At 63.5% G+C, this 19,571-nt stretch carries 18 protein-coding genes and 1 tRNA gene; 13 read left to right on the top strand and 6 right to left on the bottom strand.

Going from position 1 to position 19,571, the window contains the following annotated elements; translation table 11 throughout:
• Positions 1-628 precede the first annotated feature (628 nt).
• Positions 629-1,084 (bottom strand): hypothetical protein, encoded by a 456-nt coding sequence (locus ACFY3V_RS38115; RefSeq protein ID WP_389780184.1) that lies wholly within the window; start codon positions 1,082-1,084, stop codon positions 629-631.
• Positions 1,085-1,460: 376 nt separating this feature from the next.
• Here ACFY3V_RS38115 and ACFY3V_RS38120 point away from each other — a divergent pair, with 376 nt between their 5' ends.
• Positions 1,461-1,889: a hypothetical protein gene (locus tag ACFY3V_RS38120; protein ID WP_389780186.1), complete on the top strand. Its 429-nt coding sequence runs from the start codon at positions 1,461-1,463 to the stop codon at positions 1,887-1,889.
• A gap of 503 nt (positions 1,890-2,392) precedes the next feature.
• A complete protein-coding gene (locus tag ACFY3V_RS38125) occupies positions 2,393-5,524 on the top strand; it encodes an NACHT domain-containing protein (RefSeq protein ID WP_389780188.1) in 3,132 nt (1,043 codons plus the stop codon).
• A gap of 8 nt (positions 5,525-5,532) precedes the next feature.
• Here the strand turns inward: ACFY3V_RS38125 and ACFY3V_RS38130 are convergent, their stop codons facing one another.
• A complete protein-coding gene (locus tag ACFY3V_RS38130) occupies positions 5,533-6,825 on the bottom strand; it encodes a hypothetical protein (protein WP_389780190.1) in 1,293 nt (430 codons plus the stop codon).
• Between the two features lie 346 nt (positions 6,826-7,171).
• Here ACFY3V_RS38130 and ACFY3V_RS38135 point away from each other — a divergent pair, with 346 nt between their 5' ends.
• Positions 7,172-7,462 (top strand): hypothetical protein, encoded by a 291-nt coding sequence (locus ACFY3V_RS38135; protein ID WP_389780192.1) that lies wholly within the window; start codon positions 7,172-7,174, stop codon positions 7,460-7,462.
• A 283-nt stretch (positions 7,463-7,745) separates the two neighbouring features.
• On the opposite strand, the gene ACFY3V_RS38140 is transcribed toward ACFY3V_RS38135, so the two are convergent.
• Together ACFY3V_RS38140 and ACFY3V_RS38145 are read right to left on the bottom strand one after the other, a co-directional pair.
• Positions 7,746-7,958: a hypothetical protein gene (locus ACFY3V_RS38140; protein WP_362906728.1), complete on the bottom strand. Its 213-nt coding sequence runs from the start codon at positions 7,956-7,958 to the stop codon at positions 7,746-7,748.
• A gap of 42 nt (positions 7,959-8,000) precedes the next feature.
• Positions 8,001-8,360, bottom strand: coding sequence for a DUF6247 family protein (locus ACFY3V_RS38145; RefSeq protein WP_389780194.1), 360 nt, complete (start codon positions 8,358-8,360; stop codon positions 8,001-8,003).
• 549 nt (positions 8,361-8,909) lie between these two features.
• Between ACFY3V_RS38145 and ACFY3V_RS38150 the strand changes: the two genes are divergently transcribed.
• From ACFY3V_RS38150 to ACFY3V_RS38165, 4 genes are all read left to right on the top strand, one after another.
• The gene (locus tag ACFY3V_RS38150) at positions 8,910-9,827 is read left to right on the top strand and encodes an alpha/beta fold hydrolase (RefSeq protein WP_362906732.1); all 918 of its coding nucleotides are present in this window, start codon (positions 8,910-8,912) and stop codon (positions 9,825-9,827) included.
• A 21-nt stretch (positions 9,828-9,848) separates the two neighbouring features.
• Positions 9,849-10,508 carry a TetR family transcriptional regulator gene (locus ACFY3V_RS38155; protein WP_362906734.1) on the top strand — a complete coding sequence of 220 codons (660 nt, stop codon included), beginning with the start codon at positions 9,849-9,851 and terminating at the stop codon, positions 10,506-10,508.
• A gap of 120 nt (positions 10,509-10,628) precedes the next feature.
• A complete protein-coding gene (locus tag ACFY3V_RS38160) occupies positions 10,629-10,913 on the top strand; it encodes a hypothetical protein (protein ID WP_362906736.1) in 285 nt (94 codons plus the stop codon).
• The gene (locus ACFY3V_RS38165; RefSeq protein WP_362906738.1) at positions 10,843-11,232 is read left to right on the top strand and encodes a tyrosine-type recombinase/integrase; all 390 of its coding nucleotides are present in this window, start codon (positions 10,843-10,845) and stop codon (positions 11,230-11,232) included. The genes ACFY3V_RS38160 and ACFY3V_RS38165 overlap by 71 nt, the downstream gene beginning before the upstream one ends.
• An 80-nt stretch (positions 11,233-11,312) precedes the next feature.
• On the opposite strand, the gene ACFY3V_RS38170 is transcribed toward ACFY3V_RS38165, so the two are convergent.
• Positions 11,313-11,386, bottom strand: a tRNA-Gly gene (locus ACFY3V_RS38170).
• Positions 11,387-11,516: 130 nt separating this feature from the next.
• Here ACFY3V_RS38170 and dcd point away from each other — a divergent pair.
• The 3 genes from dcd (at position 11,517) to ACFY3V_RS38185 (ending at position 14,257) form a co-directional block, all read left to right on the top strand.
• Complete coding sequence (dcd, locus tag ACFY3V_RS38175) at positions 11,517-12,092, top strand: dCTP deaminase (protein WP_362906740.1); 576 nt, start codon at positions 11,517-11,519, stop codon at positions 12,090-12,092.
• Between the two features lie 542 nt (positions 12,093-12,634).
• Entirely contained in the window at positions 12,635-13,252 is a 618-nt protein-coding gene (locus tag ACFY3V_RS38180) for a DUF47 domain-containing protein (RefSeq protein WP_030924556.1), read from the top strand.
• On the top strand, positions 13,253-14,257 hold the full coding sequence (locus ACFY3V_RS38185; RefSeq protein ID WP_350943060.1) for an inorganic phosphate transporter: 1,005 nt from the start codon (positions 13,253-13,255) through the stop codon (positions 14,255-14,257).
• Positions 14,258-14,456: 199 nt separating this feature from the next.
• Here ACFY3V_RS38185 and mshD read toward each other — a convergent pair whose 3' ends face one another.
• A complete protein-coding gene (mshD, locus tag ACFY3V_RS38190; RefSeq protein ID WP_362906743.1) occupies positions 14,457-15,374 on the bottom strand; it encodes a mycothiol synthase in 918 nt (305 codons plus the stop codon).
• Between the two features lie 131 nt (positions 15,375-15,505).
• Between mshD and ACFY3V_RS38195 the strand changes: the two genes are divergently transcribed.
• From ACFY3V_RS38195 to ACFY3V_RS38205, 3 genes are all read left to right on the top strand, one after another.
• Positions 15,506-17,311 (top strand): bifunctional metallophosphatase/5'-nucleotidase, encoded by a 1,806-nt coding sequence (locus ACFY3V_RS38195; RefSeq protein WP_389780199.1) that lies wholly within the window; start codon positions 15,506-15,508, stop codon positions 17,309-17,311.
• A 404-nt stretch (positions 17,312-17,715) separates the two neighbouring features.
• Entirely contained in the window at positions 17,716-18,849 is a 1,134-nt protein-coding gene (locus ACFY3V_RS38200) for a sensor histidine kinase (protein WP_389780201.1), read from the top strand.
• Positions 18,846-19,532 carry a response regulator transcription factor gene (locus ACFY3V_RS38205; RefSeq protein ID WP_350943067.1) on the top strand — a complete coding sequence of 229 codons (687 nt, stop codon included), beginning with the start codon at positions 18,846-18,848 and terminating at the stop codon, positions 19,530-19,532. Before ACFY3V_RS38200 ends, ACFY3V_RS38205 begins: the two co-directional genes overlap by 4 nt.
• The last annotated feature ends 39 nt before the right edge of the window (positions 19,533-19,571 follow it).

The following is a 19,571-nucleotide window of genomic DNA, read 5'->3' on the forward strand; positions in this document are numbered from 1 at the left end:
GCCCTGTCTCGCATCGAGGGCGGCGGTGGCATTCCGGATATAGCGACACTGCTGCGCCTTGGTGCGGCAATGGGGGTTCGGTTCCGCGTCGAGCTTGTCGTCGACGACGACACCACTGAAATCGAGCCTCTAACGGTGCATCACCGACAGCTCACGAACGCATAAGCTGCAGGCGGCCACTTCCAGGCTCAGTCTGTAAGCTTCCGCTGCTCCTTCCGCAGTAGCGGTCTTCAGCTGCGACAGCCTTGCTCGGGAGTCGTCGGCGCCAGGGGAACGAGGAAAGGCCCAGCTCTAGATCACGTTCTTGAGCTGGGCTTTTGATATCAGAGCGGGTGACGGGAATCGAACCCGCGCTGTCAGCTTGGGAATCATCTACTGACCTTGCTGCTCTGAGCTGGGAAAACGGGGGTGCAGGTCAGAGCGGGGCGAGTCCCCGTGGTTCCCCGTGAGTGACCGTGGTTCCCCGCCTGTTCTGGCACGCATCTGGCACGCGATCAAGGTACCGACCTCTTCCTTATCAGGATCATCCCAGTCATGATCAGGGCCGTACGGTTGGCCGCCGACAAGTGAGGGCGGGTGTAGGTGTGGGCTATTGCAGTAGGAGGCTCAGACCGCTCGGGCGCGTTCTTCACCGCTTGCCGCCCAAGTGTTGTCGTGATGGGCTCTCCAGGTGAGTCACGATAGGTACCCCGGTGAGCTTGAGCTCCCCCTCACCTTTCCGCATCGCCGTTTCAGGATTTGGAGCTACGTGCCCACCCACAGCGGGCTCGTGCTGCGAACCGAATTCGAGCCGGACGAACTTCACGTCGAACTCCTCTTCAAGCCTGTAGGCGCGATCAAGCTTCCCACCTTCATGGACGGCGGTCTTGTCGTTGACGTGGCGGATCGCCCCACGGCGAGTGCCGTTCTGGGAGATCCTGGCGCCCACATCAGTTCCGAGAGCCGTGTCTTCACAGTCAGGGGCGATCACTTCGCGGGCCACGTTGTAGCGGATTACCTGTTTCTCCGTGAAGAACGTCGGACGCGATATAGCCCGTTCTCGCTGTTCTATGGCTACCTCAGCAGCGATTTCAACCGGTGACAACCGACAGCACCCACCCGCCGGATCTTCCCGTCTGCCTCGTCCCACCCCGAAGGGGCAACAGCTCGGGGACGGAGGGTCAAGGCCGTCTTCGCGTGTACGTCAGCCGGTAGACGTTCCTCGGTCATGGGATGTCAACGGTCACAGACGGCCTTGATCCGGAGGAGTCGAGATGTTGGGCTTGCCTGGGACGTGGCAGGCGGGAAGATCCGGCTTTCACCTCAACCATCTACGGCCTTCGTGGGGCAACGTCGATCATCCCGGAGCCGAGTACCCCCGCCGGAGGCATTCGGTCGAAAGGTAGAAGACTCTGGACTCGCGAGAGCGGCTGATGTCAGCGTGAGGTACCCGCAGAGCTTCGATCAGGAATGATCTCTATATGGTCGATGAGAGAGGACTGTCGGCAGAGGACTATGCGTCGATGGTCCATGCAGGTGAGGTGCTGCATGCGAAGGGGTGGCGCAAGGTCTTCACCGTGTCCGAGATGGCTGAGAAGTGGGCATGGCTCGTCGCTAAGGTCGAGAATGGATACGACGACATGGTGGATGAGTACACCAACGATCTTTATTGCCGGGACTGGCTGGCTGAGGCGTGGCCGATGTTGACGCACCCGGTACGGGCGGTCTGGCACTCGGAGATCCACCCGCTTGACGAGCGTTTTCGCGCGGCGACCGTTGACGACGGAGGCAGGGCGATCTCTCGATACCACCGGATTGCCCTCAAGGAGGGTTGGTGGTGGCGGAGGAAGCCGCGGAACCTGACCGGCTCCTTGGAGTCCTACTTTGTTGATGCGCTGGATGACGACTGATCTAGGCCGCCGGGGGCGGCGTAACCGAGAAGTCCCAGGGCGAACGGAGTAGATCAGCTGACGGCGATGTGGCTGGTTTTTGCGCGGTGGCGTGTCGCCGGGGCGGCGAGTGGTTTGGGTACGGCGGGTGCGCGGGTCGGTGGACGGCCCGGGGCGCCGCCGGCCGGGACCGGCGCCCACGCCGCACGCCCGGACGGCGGGCGGTGGAGGGCCGGGTACGGCGGCGCGGCGCGCCGCCGCTTGATACCTATGAGAACAATTCGGCAGTGTATCTGGCCGTTTTAGAGAATACGGGATCTTCGTAACACATCGCCTGGAATCGTATAAATATCAACATATCGTTCATACACTACGTAAAGATGCGCAAACGCGCATTAAAGGGCTGACTGTTGATCTGAAAATATCTTGCCCGAAATCCTAGTTTGCCGTGTTTGGTGACAGGCTGTCGCAAGACCTTCTATACTCCGTTACCGCTGACAACACACCTTCCATGGGAATCTAATATGAATGTTGAATTAATCTTGCTGGCCAGTGAGCCAAATGCTCGCGGCGACCTTTTAACTCGCCTAGCTGGCGATCTTTTTCACTCTCTGGGATACGAAAACTGTCAGTTCAATGTGGCCAAAACTGGGCGCGAAATTGACGTAGTTGCCACTCATCGCTATGAAAATTCCCGGCTTGTAGCTGAGTGCAAAGCTACGGCCGAAAAAATCGGAGGAGCCGATATTAACAAGTTTGCTGGAGTGTTAGATGCGGAGAGGAGGCGATGCGAGGAAACAATAGCTGGCTACTTTGTTTCTTTGAATGGATTCAAGGATTCTGCTGTAGTCCAAGAGCAAGAGATTAAACCTTCTCGCCTTATTTTGATAGACGGCGCCAAGGTGGCAAACGAGATAACGCGCGCTGGCATAGTTGTGCCAGTGAATCGGGCAGTACAATGTGCGGCTAGGATCGCACAGCGGCAAGGCTTGATTGGTAACGTCGGCTCAGATGCTTTGCTTGTTGGTTACAAATCTGGATGGGTTTGGGCGCTTTTCTTAGAACATCAACATGTTCGCACACACGTTTGTATACTGCATGCTGATGGTGCCCCTCTAGCACAGGAATTATGTCTAACCATTCAAACGAAAGCCGAGCAACATCATCAAGATCTGGCAACCCTTCCAACCCTCAATGATATGGATGCAGAGAAATATCCAAATGCAGAAGTCGTTCAGCGTAGGTATTTTCAGCACCTCCTTGCGGAGTATGGAGAAATCACTCTTGAGGGGATGCCGGCAGATCACGAAGTAGGGTCTCAGCAGTTTAAATTAGAAGATCTTTACGTCGGGCTACAGCTGATAGATACACAAGAGGAAGGGCTGGAGAGGCGGAATCATCCACTAGAAAGATCCATCGGACATGTGCTTAGCAGCCATCGGTGCATTGCGATTCTAGGCCCGCCTGGCGCAGGCAAGACAACCACACTTAAGAGGCTAGCGATTGCTTATGCAGATCCGAGGAGAAAAGAAAATATCGATGATGGTTTGCCTAACGAAAAGTGGTTTCCGCTTGTTCTGAGATGTCGCCAACTCAGCGATCGCGCAGGCCTGCCGATAATGGATTTAATCGGCGATCTAGCTGGGCGCGCAGAAATGCCTGAACTTCGTCAGGCGTTCCAAAACCTTATTAGAGTTACTCTTCGGCGCGGGAACTTGCTCCTGCTCGTTGATGGTTTAGATGAAATACCGGACCCCTCAAAGCGTCAGACATTTGTTGCGCAGCTTCGTACATTTTTGGCCACGTACCCTCAAGCGCGCCTAGTGCTCACTTCTCGCGAGACAGGGTATCGTTACGTAGCTACTTCGGTTATGTCTGTGTGTCGACCATTTAAAGTCGCGCCACTCTCCAAGTATGCAATTGAAAAATTAACGATACATTGGCATCGCCATGTAATAGGTGACTCTCCGGTTGTTGAACGGGCCGCCATTGAACTTTCTAGATCTATCATCGCTAGCGATCGGGTGTTTAGGTTAGCAACTAACCCTTTACTCCTCACCACCCTTCTACTGGTACGCCGTTGGGTTGGCCAGCTTCCGCGCCGAAGAAGTGTTCTTTATTCAAAGGCGATCGAAGTTCTACTTATGACTTGGAATGTAGAAGGTCACGCGCCGATCGAACAAGACGAAGCAGTACCTCAGCTGGCTTATGCCGCTTATAGAATGATGGCGTCCGGAAAATCCAATGTCTCTTCTCGCCAGTTAGCTGAGTACTTTGCGGACGCTCGTAGAGATCTTCCGGAGATGCTCTCCTACACTGCATTATCTGTAAGTGATTTTCTTAGGCGGGTCGAAGAGCGGAGCAGCTTGCTTACTCTGAGCGGTTATGCTATTGAAGATGGCGAACTTAGAGAAATGTACGAATTTAAGCATCTGACCTTTCAGGAATACCTTGCTGCTACGGCAATAGCGAACGGTTACTTGCCGCCAAACCTAGCCGAAGCCTCCATTTTGGAAGTGTTGGAAGATCGCTTTTATTCAGATGATTGGCGAGAGGTAGTAGCTCTAACCGCAGTTCTTGCACGTCGAGGCGGATCCGCTATTGTTCAAAACCTTGTGAAGCTTATAGAGAACTTGGAGGAGGATGTATCTAATTCCAAAGACAGATCACGTCAGGTGCCCTATGAAAGCCTTGTTGCTTGCCTGGAGGACGAAGTCGCGATTGCTCCTCCTCTAGTACGGGAAGCTCTGGAAAGGTGTATTAGGTTTTCCAGAGGACCCCGGAACCTATCTCATGCATGTTTCGGAGGTCGCTACGAAAATGAACTCTATGAGGTAGTCACTACAGGATTGCGTCAGCTTGACAAATATGCAGCATCTTGCGGCTCCGAACTCGGTTCCCTTATGGAAATGCGATTAAAGGCTCAGTTTGGTGATGAAACGGCTGTCGCGCAAAGTCTCTTGGAGCGGCTGGAATCTGAAAATGAAGTTTCTCATCTTGAAGTAGCAGCATATTTAATGAAATCCGCGTTTCTGGCGTCCAGAGTTAGTAGAACTAGACGTAGCGCACGTCCGTTTGCATATAGTGAGATCGTTCGAAAAGTTGCAGAAAGAATAATTCGATGCGATGATCTATCCCCAACGCTTTTGTTTATGTATTTGTGGTCTATGTGCTGGGCCATAAGCGTAGTCAACCTCGAGCCAGATCTTCTTATGGATTTAAAGAAGAAAGCTTTTGAGATATGGAGGACCGCTAGAAGCAAATATTTAAGTCGGGAGGCATCCTGGCTTTTGTGGACAGGACCAATAACGGATCGCTGGATAATTGAAGGCGAAGCATTCGAGGCGGATTTAATTGTCGGATTTCTAAATTCTGAATTGCAGTCAATCCATTACCGACCAATCGATCGACAGCGTGCAGCGATGATTGCTGGTTACTATACTGGGGTTTGGTCGGAGGAGGAGCTAACTGCTTTGCTCTCGGCGCATATTGAGAGACAGGAAAATTTGCGTGGTAAAGATCTGGAATTTTACATAAATCTTCTCGAAAGGCTGGGCTCTCAGGGTTTGGAGGTTGCTAAGCCCTTGAAGGAACGCCTGCACGCGGATCAATCATCGAGAGGTGTGCGCCATGTCACCCGAAACACTGAGGTGTAAGGTTTTTCTTAATCTAGAAGCTCTATTTTTCGATTAGTGAGTGCATTACGGGCGGTGCGGTAACGCTCATGGAAATTATTGGCCAGGCGCTCCCGTCGGTATAGTTGACGTAGGATACGGTCGAGATCTGCTGCGCGGTTGACTAGGTCGGTAAGAGATTTGCGTTCAATGTCGAAGGCAGCGAGACCTTGGTCTACTGCGGCGTCAAGGTTGCCACGGCGAGCTTGGATGATGCCGAGGTCGATATGGGCGTCGGCGACGCGCATTGGGGCGTTAGAGGTGCCGTCTGGACGGGTGTGCATCTGGATTGTTTCAAGGGCGTGTTCTTCGGCGCGGTCGTTGTCTTCGAGCCAGGTGTAGGCAGTGGCGGCGTAGAAGACCCACTTGGCGTGGTCAAACACGAAGTGGTGGTCAGGATTGCCAGGAAGCGGGAGTTTCGCCAGGGCATCGGCTCCTCGGGTGAGGGCCTTGTCTGCTTCGCGGCGGTCGCCGATTCGGGCCAGTCCGCGGGCCTCTTGCAGGGTGAGTTGAACCTGGGCGCTGGATTGGCCGGCGACGGCCTGGCCCATGCGGGCGGCGGTGACAACGTCTTCGTAGCGGCCCTCGACCAGGGCGAACCATGCGGACATCTCGTAGGCCCATCCCATGAGTTCGCCGTGGCCGACCTGGCGGCCCATCTCGTAGGCGGCACGGCGGGCGGTCTCGGCTTCCTCACGTTCTCCCAGGTCGTAGTGAACGCACCCAAGTAAGGCCGTCAGCCATCCGGTGATGACGAGGAGTTCGCGGTGCTGGGCGAGGGTGATCCGTCCGCCGAGTAGACCGTTGACCTGGGAAAGGCGCTTCTGGGTCCGGTCGCGCAACGTGGCGGCTGAAACGACGGGGTAGGCGCGGCAGAGTAGATCGACGGCTTCGGCGAGGGCTTCGAGCGTGCCGGTTCCGACGTCGGACGCCTGGAGCTGCTGGGCGAGTTCCATGGTGCCGTACAGGTCGGCCTCGGCTCGCAACGCGTCCATGGGAATGATGCCGGTGGCCTCGATGAGCTGGCCGGCCCCGCGTCTGTTCGGCCGAAATCCCAGGTCTTCGGGTTGAAGTCCGGTCAGCTGGGTGATGGCGATCCGGTACGGAGAATGGGGCCACCTGACCTCTCCGGCCTCCCAGCGTCGAATGCGTTCCTCATCGCATGCCAGGGATTCCTTGATGCCGATCGGTGTCGCGTTGATCCGGTCGGCCAGTTCGGCGCGTGTCAGGCGGTGCTCATTGCGCCACGCTCGGAGCTGGACGTTAGGGATGTTGTCGGGCATCTAGGGCCTTCCTCCCGGCTGGGGGCTCAAGAGGGGGAATTCAGGGGGGCCGTTTGGGGGTCCTGACGATCTTGGATTGCCGGTGGACTTGCCATCAAGCAACACGGTACGTCAGCCCGCCTTCCGCCGCAGGGAGTGCGGATCAATCCGAGGAGATGGCGACGGTGACCCGGCCAGACGAGACCAGCGAGACACGCCCCTGCCCCGCGTGCCGGGGACGTGGAACTAAGCTGCGCAGCTCGCGCCGTGCCCTTCTCTTCGGCGAGAGCAGCGGTGATCAAGAGATGCAGGGAGAACAGGAATGTCTCGACTGCCTCGCAACCGGCCGGGTCGAAAGGAACGTGAGATGAATCCGATCATGCAGGCTGCTGCGGATCACCTCCAGCAGGAACACCAGCAGGACGAGGCCCTTGCCCTCACCCTCCTGCGAGATGAGTTGCTCCGGCTCGGTGTCCGCGCTGAGCTACGCGACAACGACAGTGCGCTGATGGTGCATCGTCCGCGGGTGGGCCTGCCGGTGTGGGTGTTCGTCGGCTACGGCGGCGCTTACTACTCCTGGCAGTTGGCCGAGAAGCGCCACCCGATCAACGACGTGGCGGGCGCGGCCAAGGTTCTGGCCGATTACGCCGGTCGATAGGCGGGCGCGGCGGGGCGGTGTCCTCCGGTACGGAGGGGTGCTGGAGAGCGTCACCACTGCTCCGTCGCGCTCCTCGACACCCGGCAGGCAGCAGAGCGACGCGCGGCCATCCCCACGCAGCCGCCGCGTCCTTCTTCCCTCTCTCTGCCTGCCGGGATCTTCTTTGCCGCCGTACGAATGAGGTCGGGTCGACTCCCGGTTTCATATCGGCCGGGTGGACACAGGACCCTTTGGCTTCCCACTGGCTGCCCTGTGAACGGGCACGACATGCTGTAAGCGACGATCAGTCGCACCAGACCACTTGGATGATCTCTACCAGGCGTCGGTACTCGACAATCAGATATGTGATCATCCCGGCTCCGCCTTCACCGAAGGTACGTGTCCTCACCGGGGCGTCGGGCCGTTCCCTCATGAAAGGGTTACCGTTCCAGGGAGCGACCTGTAGAAACACGGTTGCCTCGTGGAACGCGACGAGCGCCTCGGCTGGAAGGGCCATGATCTGCTCGTCGACCTGCTTGTCCTTGCCGACCGTGTATATCTACACGTCCAGCTTCACGCCGAGTTCGGCGGCCCGCTCGGCCAAGACGTCATGCAGCGGCCGATCCGAGACGTACTCACCGCTCTCGATCTGCTCCTGGACGCGAACGGCCTGCTCAAGAACCTCTTCGTACTCCCCGGTCGCCTTCATCCTGGCCATATGCCACCAGTGAGCGAGTAGATCGTTGACGGGGGAGAGGTCCAGTTCCTCGGTGGCCTTTGTCATGGCCTGGCGGTAGTCCCTGTCGAAGTAGCCGCGATCCTCAGGAGGTAGGCAGGTACGGATGTTGCGGGGGCTCCGGTCTGCTTTCAGGGACTCCACGATCTGCTTGGGGGTGCGTGTGGTGACCAGCTCGTTCATGCTGCCACCTCCTTGGGCTGAAAGCGCTCCAGCCACTGGGGCAACCGGGCGCGATGCGTGTCTTCGAGCTTAGCCGCGCATCAGCCTCTGGTCGGGGTGAAGTGCGGTGATCCAGGCGGTGACCTTGGGGCGGCTTCCGGCCCGGAGGCGAATCGGTGGACAGCCCGAAGTTTGATCTTTGAATTCGGTGATTCGTCGGCATTGTCCAACGCGCAGCCGCTCCGGCCCCGTCGGGCCGGACCTCCATGGTGCGAGGGGTGATCGGCCTCGGCGGTTACCGGAGAACGGCTAAGGCCCCGGTCCGGATCCATGTCCTGACGAGGGCGTTGAAGAGTGGAGCGGGTGACGGGAATCGAACCCGCGCTGCCAGCTTAGGAAGTCTTTCAAGATCATGCGGTTTGAGCCGGGGAAACGGTGACCTGGGCGTATATGTGTCGAGTGACCGTGAGTCCCTGCAGGTTGCTGACCGTACGGGCGTGCGAGCCCTCTCGCGGTCTCGCCGGCCACTCGTTAGGATACGACTGTATCCATTCGAGAGATGGGGTCACCATGCGCATTCCTGACCGGCCGTCCGCCTTCACCAGCGCCTCTGCCCGTGACAAGTACTACGCCGTCTACGACCGGTTGCTCGGCGAGCTGTGGCCGGTGCCGGTAGACGCCATCGACGTGGAGACCCGCGCCGGCACTGTGCGGACCTACCGGGCCGGGCCCGCCGAGGGGGACCCCGTGGTCCTCTTGGCTGGTGCCGGTGCGAACGCGTTGGCCTGGTACCGCTACATTGAGCCGCTGGCGCGCACGCGCCCGGTCCTTGCCGTCGACCCTCTGGGCGAGCCAGGCCGCTCGGTTCAGAGGCGACTGCTCGCGACCGGTGCCGACGTCGGTGGCTGGGTCACCGACGTACTGGCCGCGGTCGGAGCCGAGCGCGCACACGTGGCGGGCTTCTCTGCCGGCGGCTGGGCCGCAGTGGAACAGCAACTCGGCGGGGGCGGCCGGGTCGCGGCGCTGACGCTGGTGGACCCGGGCGGCTTCGCGCCGTTGCCCAGGCGGTTCATCCGCTGGGCCCTTGCCGGGGCCCTTGCCTCCATCCTTCCTCGCACGTTGCGACACCGCATGGCCGGCGTGGTGGACAACGGGGTGCTGCGCGAGGATGGGCTGGTGGAGTTGATGCGGGCCGGCTGGTCCTTCCGCCGGCGCGTGCTTATCCCGCCCGCCTACACCGACGAGCAGATACGCGAGGTGTCCGTACCCGTGCAGGTGTTGCTGGGCGCCCGCAGCGCGCTGCTCGACGCGCAGGCGCTGGCTGCGCGGCTGGCCGATATCGCGCCGTCCTGGCGCGTGGAGATCGTGCCCGGCACCGGACATTCGCTGCCCGTCGAAGCTCCGGACCTGGTCGCCGAGCGGATCCTCACCTTTCCCGGCCAGGCGCGGCCCGAGACCGCAACGCCGAAGCGCAGCACGAACAGGTAGGAAACGGGCATGCCTCGACAAGTGGATCATGACGAGCGGCGGCGCCAGTTGACCGAGGCGCTGCTGCGCATCGCCAGCACCCGCGGCCTGCAGGCAGTATCGATGCGTGAGATCGCCGCCGAGGCCGGGGTCTCGCTGCGCGTCGTCCAGTACTACTTCAACAACAAGCAGGCCCTGCTCGAGTCCGGCCTCACCGAGTTGGGCGCCCGCATGGACCGCCGGGTCAAGCAGCGGGCCGCCGCTGCCGCGGGCGAGCTGACACCGCGAGGCGTTTTCGCCGCCGTCCTCGGCGTGATCGTGCCCTTCGACGAGCAGAGCCGCCTGGATTCCATGGCCTGGACCGCCTACTACACCGCCGCCCTCACTGACCCGGCGCTCGCCGCGGTCGGGCTCACTCTGCCCAACGCACTGGAGAACTTTCTCACCGTACGGTTGACCGCCGCGCAGCAGGCCGGGGACATTGCCCCCGATCGTGACCCGCGTACCGAAGTCGCGGGCCTTCTGGCGCTCGCCAACGGCTTGACCTCGAGTGTCCTCAGCGGGCAGCGCAGCCACGAGGCCGCCACCAAGGTCATCGACTACTGTCTGGACCGCCTGTTCGGGCCGGGCCTTGCTCCTCGGAGCCTGGCCCACGAGATTCGGGCAGGTGCAGACGCGGCCACGAGCCGCAGCGACGATTGACTGGGTTCCGAACGACAGGTTCGCACCTTGCCTACTAAGCGGCGGCGGGTCGGCGACAGAGGTGCAAGCCCGGAATGATGTATTCCTGTCTATCTACACATGCCGCCAAGGACAGAGATCGTGCGATCGCCGACGCCATGGGCGCGATCGTCAAGCAAGGGCTCGGCACGTTTCCGGGCGCTGGTGCTCCTGGCGACGTTCGGCAGTCTGCGGTGGGGTGAGCTCGCTGCGCTCCGGCGCAAGAACCTCGACCTGGACGCCTGGACGGTCCGGGTGGTGGCCTCCACCACCGAACTCAAGGACGGATCGGTGACCGTCGGCCTTCCCAAGTCCGTTGCCGGTATGCGGACGGTCGCTCTTCCCGAGGTGGTCGTCTCGGAGCTCCGCGTACACCGAGGAGCATGACGAGGCGTTCGTCTTCCTCGGTGCGAAGGGTGCGATGCTGCGGCGGCCGGCCTTCAGCCGGATCTGGGCCAAGACTCTGAAGGAGGCGAACCTTTCCGGCGTCCACTTCCACGACCTTCGCCATACGGGCAACACGTTCGCCTCGCAGTCGGGCGCGACGCTGCGGGAGCTGATGAACCGGATGGGGCACTCGACCACCCGGGCCGCGCTGATCTATCTGCACACCGAGAACGGGCGGGATCAGATGATCGCCGACGGCATGGGGAAGCTCGCCGAAGCGGCCCTCAGGAAAGAGGATCCACCGGGATCGGGCACGTAACGGGCACGGAAGATCGAAGAGGCTCGGAAAACAACTAAGGCCCCGGTTCGGATTTGCATCCTGACCTGGGCCTTCAGTCTTGGAGCGGGTGACGGGAATCGAACCCGCGCTGTCAGCTTGGGAAGCTGATGTTCTGCCATTGAACTACACCCGCGTGCGGCGTACCGCGCGTCACCACTCTAGCGGAAAGTTGGGCGGCTCTCGCCCCTGAAGGGGAGCAAGATTCGCAGGACGGGCTTCACGGCTCCGGCGTCGGTGGGTTCCGAGTTGGTAGGTTCCAACACGTGCTGCTTTCCGATCGTGACATCACCGCTGAGATCAAGGCCGGGAGGGTGAGGATCGATCCCTTCCAGTCTGAGATGATCCAGCCGTCCAGCGTCGACGTGCGCCTGGACCGCTACTTCCGGGTCTTCGAGAACCATCGATACCCGCACATCGATCCGGCGGTCGAGCAGCCCGATCTGACGCGGATGGTCGAGCCGGACAAGGACGAGCCGTTCATCCTGCATCCGGGGGAGTTCGTGCTGGCGAGCACGTACGAGGTCGTCACGCTGCCGGACGACATCGCCTCGCGGCTGGAGGGCAAGAGCTCGCTGGGCAGGCTCGGGCTGCTGACACACTCGACGGCCGGGTTCATCGACCCGGGGTTCAGCGGGCACGTCACGCTGGAACTCTCCAATGTCGCGACACTGCCGATCAAGCTCTGGCCCGGTATGAAGATCGGTCAGCTCTGCATGTTCAGGCTCAGCTCTCCGGCCGAGTATCCCTACGGGTCGGAGAAGTACGGATCCCGCTACCAGGGTCAGCGGGGCCCGACTCCGAGCCGTTCCTACCTCAACTTCCACCGGACACCGATCTGAGGCCTCGGGACGGACTCCCGACAAAGATGAACTAACAGTGAATTCAAAATGAACTTTCCTGCCGGTCCGGGCTGCCCTGACGGGGTGAACCTGTCGGGAGGTGGACAGCCCCGGGGCTCGCGACGGCGAGAGGCCGAGGGGGCGGACACACGAGCGAGATTGCCGTGACCAGCGACGACGCGGTTCGTCGGGGGGCCGTGACGGAAATCACTCCGGGGTTTCTCGACGGGGCGACGGCCTCTGGTGATCTCGGTGAACCGCCCGGGAAGTACGTCAGAAGCGGAGGTTTCCGACGTGAACCTGGGGAAGATGCCAGATGGCGTTCAGAGGCGGAGAAGTCCCATACTTGGCCTGTCTTCGTCATACTGTGGCCGAAAACCAGTAAAAACGGTCATCGGAAAGATGCCCTCAAGGCTGCCTCAAGCCGCGTGTCGCTGGGTAGCGACATCGGGAAGAGTGCATGTCTAGCGGGTGAAGTTCGTATTTCCGCTGGTAACCCTTACCCTTCTCTGCGGACCATCCCCGCACATCTGGAGAACGACGTGCGTCTGCGTCTCACACCTAGTGAGGACAGCTACTACGACTTGTTCGCCGACTCGGCGAACAACCTCGTCACAGCGTCCCGCCTGCTGGTAGAGATCATCAGTGACGGATCGGACAGGGAAGCCCTGGCTGAGAAGATGCGCGCATGTGAGCACGCCGGCGACGAGCGTACTCACGCGATCATGAATCGACTCAACGAGAGCTTCATCACCCCCTTCGACCGCGAGGACATCTATCGCCTCGCCTCGAACCTCGACGACGTCATGGACTACATGGAGGCGGCCGCCGACCTCATCGTCCTGTACCAGATCGACCACCTCCCCAAGGAGGTCGTCCGGCAGGTCGAGGTGCTGGAGCGCGCCGCGGAGCTCACCGCCGAGGCGATGCCGCGGCTGCGTTCGATGAAGAACCTCAACGAGTACTGGATCGAGATCAACCGGCTGGAGAACCAGGCCGACCAGGTCTACCGCCGTCTTCTCGCCAAGCTCTTCGGCGGGGAGTACGACGCGTTGACCGTCCTCAAGATGAAGGAGGTCATCGATCAGCTCGAGATGGCCGCCGACGCCTTCGAGCACGTGGCCAACACGATCGAGTCGATCGCGGTCAAGGAAAGCTAAGTGGATCTCACGCTCGCACTCGTCATCAGCGTGGTGGTCGTGGCGTTGGTGTTCGACTACACCAACGGCTTTCACGACGCCGCGAACGCGATCGCGACCTCCGTCTCGACGCGTGCGCTGACGCCGAGGGCCGCGCTGTTCATGGCCGCGGCGATGAACTTCCTGGGTGCGCATCTCGGTACGCAGGTGGCCGCGACCGTCGGCAAGGGCATCATCGACGCCCCACAGGGGAGCCACGGTCTCGTCATCGTCGGTTCCGGTCTGATCGGCGCGATCACCTGGAACATGGTCACGTGGTACTTCGGCCTTCCCTCCTCGAGCAGTCACGCGCTGATCGGCGGTCTCGTCGGTGCCGCGCTCGCCTCGGCGAGCGTCGTCCACTGGGACGGGGTGGTGGAGAAGGTCGTCATTCCGATGATCCTGTCTCCGCTGGTCGGCTTCAGCCTCGCCGGGCTGATCATGATCGGGATTCTGTGGGGGTTCCGGCGTGCCCAGCCCACGAAGGCGAACCGGGGCTTCCGGCACGCGCAGACCGTGTCCGCGGCGGCGATGGCGCTGGGCCACGGCCTCCAGGACGCACAGAAGACCATGGGGGTCATCTTCCTCGCCCTCGTGGTCGGCGGCTACCAGAACGACGGTGACCCGATCCCCCAGTGGGTCATCCTCGCCGCCGCCACGGCCATCTCGCTCGGCACGTACGCGGGCGGCTGGCGGATCATGCGGACGCTGGGGCGCCGGATCATCGCGCTCGACCCGCCGCAGGGGTTCGCCGCGGAGGCGGCCGCCGCGACCGTGCTCTACACGGCGGCCATCGGCTTCGGCGCCCCGATCTCGACCACCCACACGATCACCAGCGCGATCATGGGCGTCGGCGCCACCAAGCGCCTGTCGGCCGTGCGCTGGGGCGTCGCCGGCAACATCGTGACCGCCTGGGTCCTCACGATCCCGGCCGCCGCGTTCGTCGCCGCGCTGTCCTACTTCGTGCTCCACTGGATGATCGAGTAGTTCTCGGGCGACCGCGCCGGACCGGGGTGCCCCCGGTCCGGCGCGTCCTGCCTCCGGGGTCACCTCTCAGCCACAGGGCTTCCGAGGTCACCCTCAGGTACAGGGTCTCCGAGGTCACCCTCAGCCACAGGGCCTCCGGGGTCACTCTCAGGTACCCGGGGGATGTCTCCGTCCCCCGGGGGTCACGCGAGGGATGTCCCTACTTCCGGTACATCACGTCGACGTCCCAGCGGGTGAAGCCCAGCCCTTCGTACAGGCGGATCGCCGCGGGGTTGCTCTCGTCCACGTACAGCATCACCTGGCTCAGGCCCCGCGACCGCAGGTAGGCCAGGCCCGCGACGGTGAGCGATCTGCCCAGGCCGCCTCCCCGCTCCGCGGGGTCGACGCCGACGACGTACACCTCGCCGAGCGGGTCGTGCGCGTGGTCGCCGTCGCCGTGGACCTTGGTCCAGTGAAAGCCCACCAGCCGGTCGCCGTCGCCGGTCGGACGTACGGCGAGGAAGAATCCGGCCGGGTCGAACCAGGGTTCCCGCTCGCGCCGCTCCAGATCCTCGATCGTCCACGCTCCCTGCTCGGGGTGCTGGGCGAACGCCCTGGCGTTGAGCGCCACCCACGCCTCCCGGTCGGAGGTGCCGGGCTCGAACGTGCGCAGCCGCACCCCCTCGGGAAGCTCGAAGCCGGGGATGTCGGAGGACAGGGAGCGGCGCATCCGCCACAGGGACCTGATCCTGTCGAAACCCGCCGACCGGGCGAGGGCCTCGGCGGCCGGATGCCCGCCGTGCGCCCACAGACGCAGGTGCCCGCCGGTGTGGTCGAGCACGGACTCCAGCAGCCGGCGCCCGTATCCCCTCCCGCGGAACGCCGGGTGGACGACCAGCTCCCCGCTGGGTCCCTCCACGGGGTCGGTCGGGTCGACGTGGGCATAGCCCGCGAGGTCGTCCCCGACGTACAGCAGCACGGCTCCGGCCCGCTCGTCGCCGCCGTAGCGCAGGTGCAGCATGACATGTTCGTTGAGCGGTCTGACCTTGTCGGCCTCGGTGGCCGCCTCCACCATCGCGAGAACGTCGGACACCTCCTGGTCGCCGAGCGCTCCCCGGTACTCCACACGCACGTTCATGCTGTGGACTCTAAGCGGGCAGGTCCCTCCCGAGCTCACTGGGGACTGGCAAAAGGCGCCATGCGCTCGCCGGGTGAATCGTTACCTCTAGGCCATTCCTTGCACAGATAGTCCCTTTAGTGTCGTGGTCCATGACGTCTCGTTCCTTCCAGCGGTTGGTCATGGCGGGTGTGCTCGCCGGGACCAGTCTCGTGCTCGCGATTGGACCGGCAGAGGCGGGCAACAAGCCCGCCAAGCCCGCCAAGACGGTGCCGGTCCGCCTGCTCTCCCTCAACGACTTCCACGGCAACCTTGAGCCACCGACCGGTTCATCCGGCCGCATGGTCGACGAGACCGGTGCGACGGTCGACGCGGGTGGTGCCGCGTACGTCGCCACCCACCTCAAGCAGCTCTCCGACAAGAACACGCTGAAGGTCGCCCAGGGCGACCTGATCGGCGCCACCCCCCTGATCTCCGCGGCCTATCACGACGAGCCTTCCGTGGAGTTCCTCGGCAAGGTCGGCGTCACCGCCTCCGCGGTGGGCAACCACGAGTTCGACGAGGGGTACGCCGAGCTCAAGCGCATCATGAACGGTGGCTGCCACCCGGTGGACGGCTGTTCGCCCGCCGGTAGGTGGAAGGGCGCGAAGTACAGCTACATCGGTGCGAACGTCATCTTCAAGCGGCCGGAGAAGGGCGCGGAGAAGCAGGCGCTGGAGGCGCTCGGCGGGACGAACAGCGCCTCGCTGCGCAACCTCCTCAAGGACTACGGCATCCCCGCGCTGCCCCCGGTCGCGATCCGCTGGATGAACGGCGTGCCGATCGGCTTCATCGGCCTCGTCACCAAGACCACCCCGGACATCGTCACCTCCGAGGGCATCAAGGATCTTGAGTTCATCGACGAGGTGAAGGCCGCGAACGTCGCGTCCAAGCTTCTCCAGATCGTCGGCATCAAGGCCCAGGTCGTGCTCGTGCACGAGGGCGACCAGGTCACCGCGGGCCAGTCGCCCGACGCGTGCAGCGCCCAGCCCGGCTCGGGCAACCGGATCGCCACGCAGGTCGACGCCGAGATCGACATGATCCTCAGCGGTCACTCCCACCAGGCGTACCTGTGCAATGTGACCGACCCCAAGGGCGGCACCCGTCTCTACAGCCAGGGCGGCTCCTTCGGACGGGTCATCACCAAGGTCGACTTCCAGGTGGACGTCAAGACCCGCGACGTCGTGCGCTCCACGGTCGTGGCCGACAACCAGGTCGTGACCAGGACCGTCACCCCCGACCCGGAGATCGCCACGTTCGTCCAGACGTGGAAGGACCGCGTCGCGACGGTGGCGAACAGGCCGATCGGCAGGATCACCGCGGACATCACCAACACCGCCGTGGCGTCGGGGGAGTCCTCCCTCGGCAACCTCATCGCGGACGCCCAGCTCGTCTCGACCAGGACCGGCGGCAACGCCGAGATCGCGCTGATGAACCCGGGCGGCGTGCGGGCCAGCCTCAACTACGCGGGCTCGCCCGCGGGTGAGGGAGACGGCGTGGTGACGTACGGCGAGGCGTTCACCGTCCAGCCGTTCAACAACCTCATGCAGGTGGTCACGCTCACCGGCGCGCAGCTCAAGACCGTTCTGGAGCAGCAGTTCGTCGGCGGTCCCAACGCCCAGGCGTTCACCAAGATCCTGCAGCCGTCGTCGAACTTCACCTACACCTACAGCGCGAGCGCGCCGTGGGGTTCGAAGGTCTCCGACATGAAGATCGACGGTGTCGCGGTGACGGACACCCAGACGATCAGGGTCGCGGCCAACAACTTCCTCGTCGGCGGCGGTGACGCGTTCCTCGCCTTCAGGGACGGCACCGACCTGTGGAGCGGCCCGCTGGACATCGACGCCTTCGCCGCCTACTTCGCGGCGAACCCGTCGATCACGCCCCCGGTGCCCAACCACATCACGGTCGTTCCCTGACGCGGGTGCGAACCGTAACGCGGGTGAAAGGTGCGCCGCGCCGCGGAGGTCGCGGTACGTCGTGACGCGTGACGCATCCGCGAGGGTGTGACGCGAGGGAGAGGCCCACCGGACGCGTCCGGTGGGCCTCTCGTTCGAGGTGCACGACTCGTTCGGGGCTACCCGCGACGTCCCGTGTACCCGACTCGTTCGGGTGCCCGACGGCCTCCGCGTGCCCGGTCCGTTCGAGGTGCCCGACCGTGCCCCGCCTCATGTCACGCCGCCTCGGCGGTGTCGCCGTACACCTGCCTCCGCAGGAGCGGTCTCCGCGCTCGTGCGTCAGGCCGGCGTACGTCAGGGGATGTACGGGGGACCTCCTCCTCGCGGGGGTCGGCGAGGCGGATGCGGTGACCTACCGTGTCAGGGTGAGAAGCAGGAGGACCGACGCGCTGACGGCGGCCGGGGTGCTGGCCGGGATCGTCGGGGGCACCTACGGCGGGCTGTCCAGTTCGGGGTCCCCCGAGCGCCCGCTGGACACGTTCGGCCTGGCGTTGATCACGGTGGCGTCGCTGGCGCTCGCGTTCCGGCGGAGCGCGCCGACGCAGGCGGGAGCGATCACGGTGGCCTGCGTCGTGGCCTACTACGCCGGGCGGTATCCGGGGATCTTCGCCGCGGCGCCCGCCCTGATGTCGATCTACACGGCGGCGTCGCTCGGACGGCGTCGCCTCGCGATCTGGCTCGCCGTCGCGATGGGCGTGGGGGTCTACGGCCTCATCGCGCTGTCCGACGTCGACCCCGCCCCCGACGGCGGTTTCACCCTGCTCAGCGGCTGGCTGGTCGCGACGGTCATCCTGGGCGAGACGACCAGGAGCCGCCGCGCGTACCTCGACGAGGTCGAGAGGCGGGCGGTCGAGGCCGAGCGCACCCGCGAGGAGGCGGCGCTGCGCCGGGCCGACGAGGAGCGGCTGTGGATCGCCCAGGAACTGCACGACACCCTCACCCACAACATCTCGGTCATCAACGTCCAGGCGTCCGTCGCGATGCACCTGCTCGACCGGGACCCCGGGCTGTCCCGTGAGGCACTGGCCGTGATCAAGGAGTCGGGACGCGAGGCGATGCGGGAACTGCGTGCCTCGCTGGGCGTGCTGAGGCAGTCCGATCCCGACGGCCCGGAGGCGGGGCTGGACCGGCTGCCCCGGCTGGTCGCGAGGGCGGAGGCGGTGGGGCTGCCGGTGAAGGTCCTCGTCGTCGGAGAGCGCGGGGAACTCGCCCCGGACGTCGACCGGGCGGCCTACCGCATCGCGCAGGAGGCGTTCACCAACGTGCTCCGTCACGCCGGGCCCGCGTCGATCACGCTGACGACCGAGTACCGGCCTGAGACGATCGTGTTGCGCGTCGAGGACGACGGGGAGTCGTCCGCCGAGGTCACGAGGTACGGAATGGGACTGATCGGGATGCGTGAGCGCGCGGTCGCCGCGGGAGGATCGCTCACCGCGGGACCGCGCCCGCAGGGCGGGTTCGCCGTACGGGCCGAGCTGCCCCTGGCGGGGCGGCCGTGATCAGGGTGCTGCTCGCCGACGACCAGGCGTTGATCCGCGCGGGCTTCCGCGCCCTGCTCGACCTGGCCGGCGACATCACCGTCGTCGGTGAGGCGGGCAACGGCGTCGAGGCCGTCGAGATGTCCCGCGCGCTGCGGCCCGACGTGGCGCTGCTGGACGTGAGGATGCCGCTGCTCGACGGGATCCAGGCCACCAGGAGGATCGGCGCCGACCCCGAGCTCGACGCGGTGCGCGTGGTGATCCTGACCAACTACGCCCTCGACGAGTACGTCTTCGCCGCGCTGCGCGCCGGGGCCGGGGGATTCCTGCTCAAGGACATCGAACCGGCCGAGCTGCTGAGGTCGGTGCGGGTGGCCGCCGCCGGTGACGCGCTGCTCTCACCCTCGGTGACCCGGCGGCTGATCGAGGAGTACGTGTCCACCCCGCCCAGGCCCGTGGCGGGACCGGGCCTGGAACGCCTCACCGGCCGTGAGCTGGAGATCCTCGCCCTCGTCGCCACCGGCATGTCCAACGCGGAGATGGCCGATCACCTGGCCATCAGCCACGCCACCGTGAAGACACACGTCAGCCGGTCGATGACCAAGCTCGGGGCGCGTGACCGCGCGCAACTCGTCGTCTTCGCCTACGAGTCCGGACTCGTCACACCGGGCAAGGCCGGGACAGCCGGGCGCGGGGACACCTGAATCCCGCCCTCGCGAGAGCCGTCGCGGGGGCGGGAACGT

Source organism: Streptosporangium sp. NPDC000095, assembly GCF_042899335.1.
Lineage (GTDB): Bacteria > Actinomycetota > Actinomycetes > Streptosporangiales > Streptosporangiaceae > Streptosporangium.

What these genes read in the sequence shown, in the direction of transcription:
- ACFY3V_RS38140 (WP_362906728.1), bottom strand. Translation starts at nt 7,958, where the DNA reads ATGGCCCTTCCAGCCGAGGCGCTCGTCGCGTTCCACGAGGCAACCGTG.
- ACFY3V_RS38125 (WP_389780188.1), top strand. Translation starts at nt 2,393, where the DNA reads ATGAATGTTGAATTAATCTTGCTGGCCAGTGAGCCAAATGCTCGCGGC.
- ACFY3V_RS38195 (WP_389780199.1), top strand. Translation starts at nt 15,506, where the DNA reads ATGACGTCTCGTTCCTTCCAGCGGTTGGTCATGGCGGGTGTGCTCGCC.
- ACFY3V_RS38150 (WP_362906732.1), top strand. Translation starts at nt 8,910, where the DNA reads ATGCGCATTCCTGACCGGCCGTCCGCCTTCACCAGCGCCTCTGCCCGT.
- ACFY3V_RS38130 (WP_389780190.1), bottom strand. Translation starts at nt 6,825, where the DNA reads ATGCCCGACAACATCCCTAACGTCCAGCTCCGAGCGTGGCGCAATGAG.
- ACFY3V_RS38120 (WP_389780186.1), top strand. Translation starts at nt 1,461, where the DNA reads ATGGTCGATGAGAGAGGACTGTCGGCAGAGGACTATGCGTCGATGGTC.
- mshD (WP_362906743.1), bottom strand. Translation starts at nt 15,374, where the DNA reads ATGAACGTGCGTGTGGAGTACCGGGGAGCGCTCGGCGACCAGGAGGTG.
- ACFY3V_RS38145 (WP_389780194.1), bottom strand. Translation starts at nt 8,360, where the DNA reads ATGAACGAGCTGGTCACCACACGCACCCCCAAGCAGATCGTGGAGTCC.
- ACFY3V_RS38135 (WP_389780192.1), top strand. Translation starts at nt 7,172, where the DNA reads ATGAATCCGATCATGCAGGCTGCTGCGGATCACCTCCAGCAGGAACAC.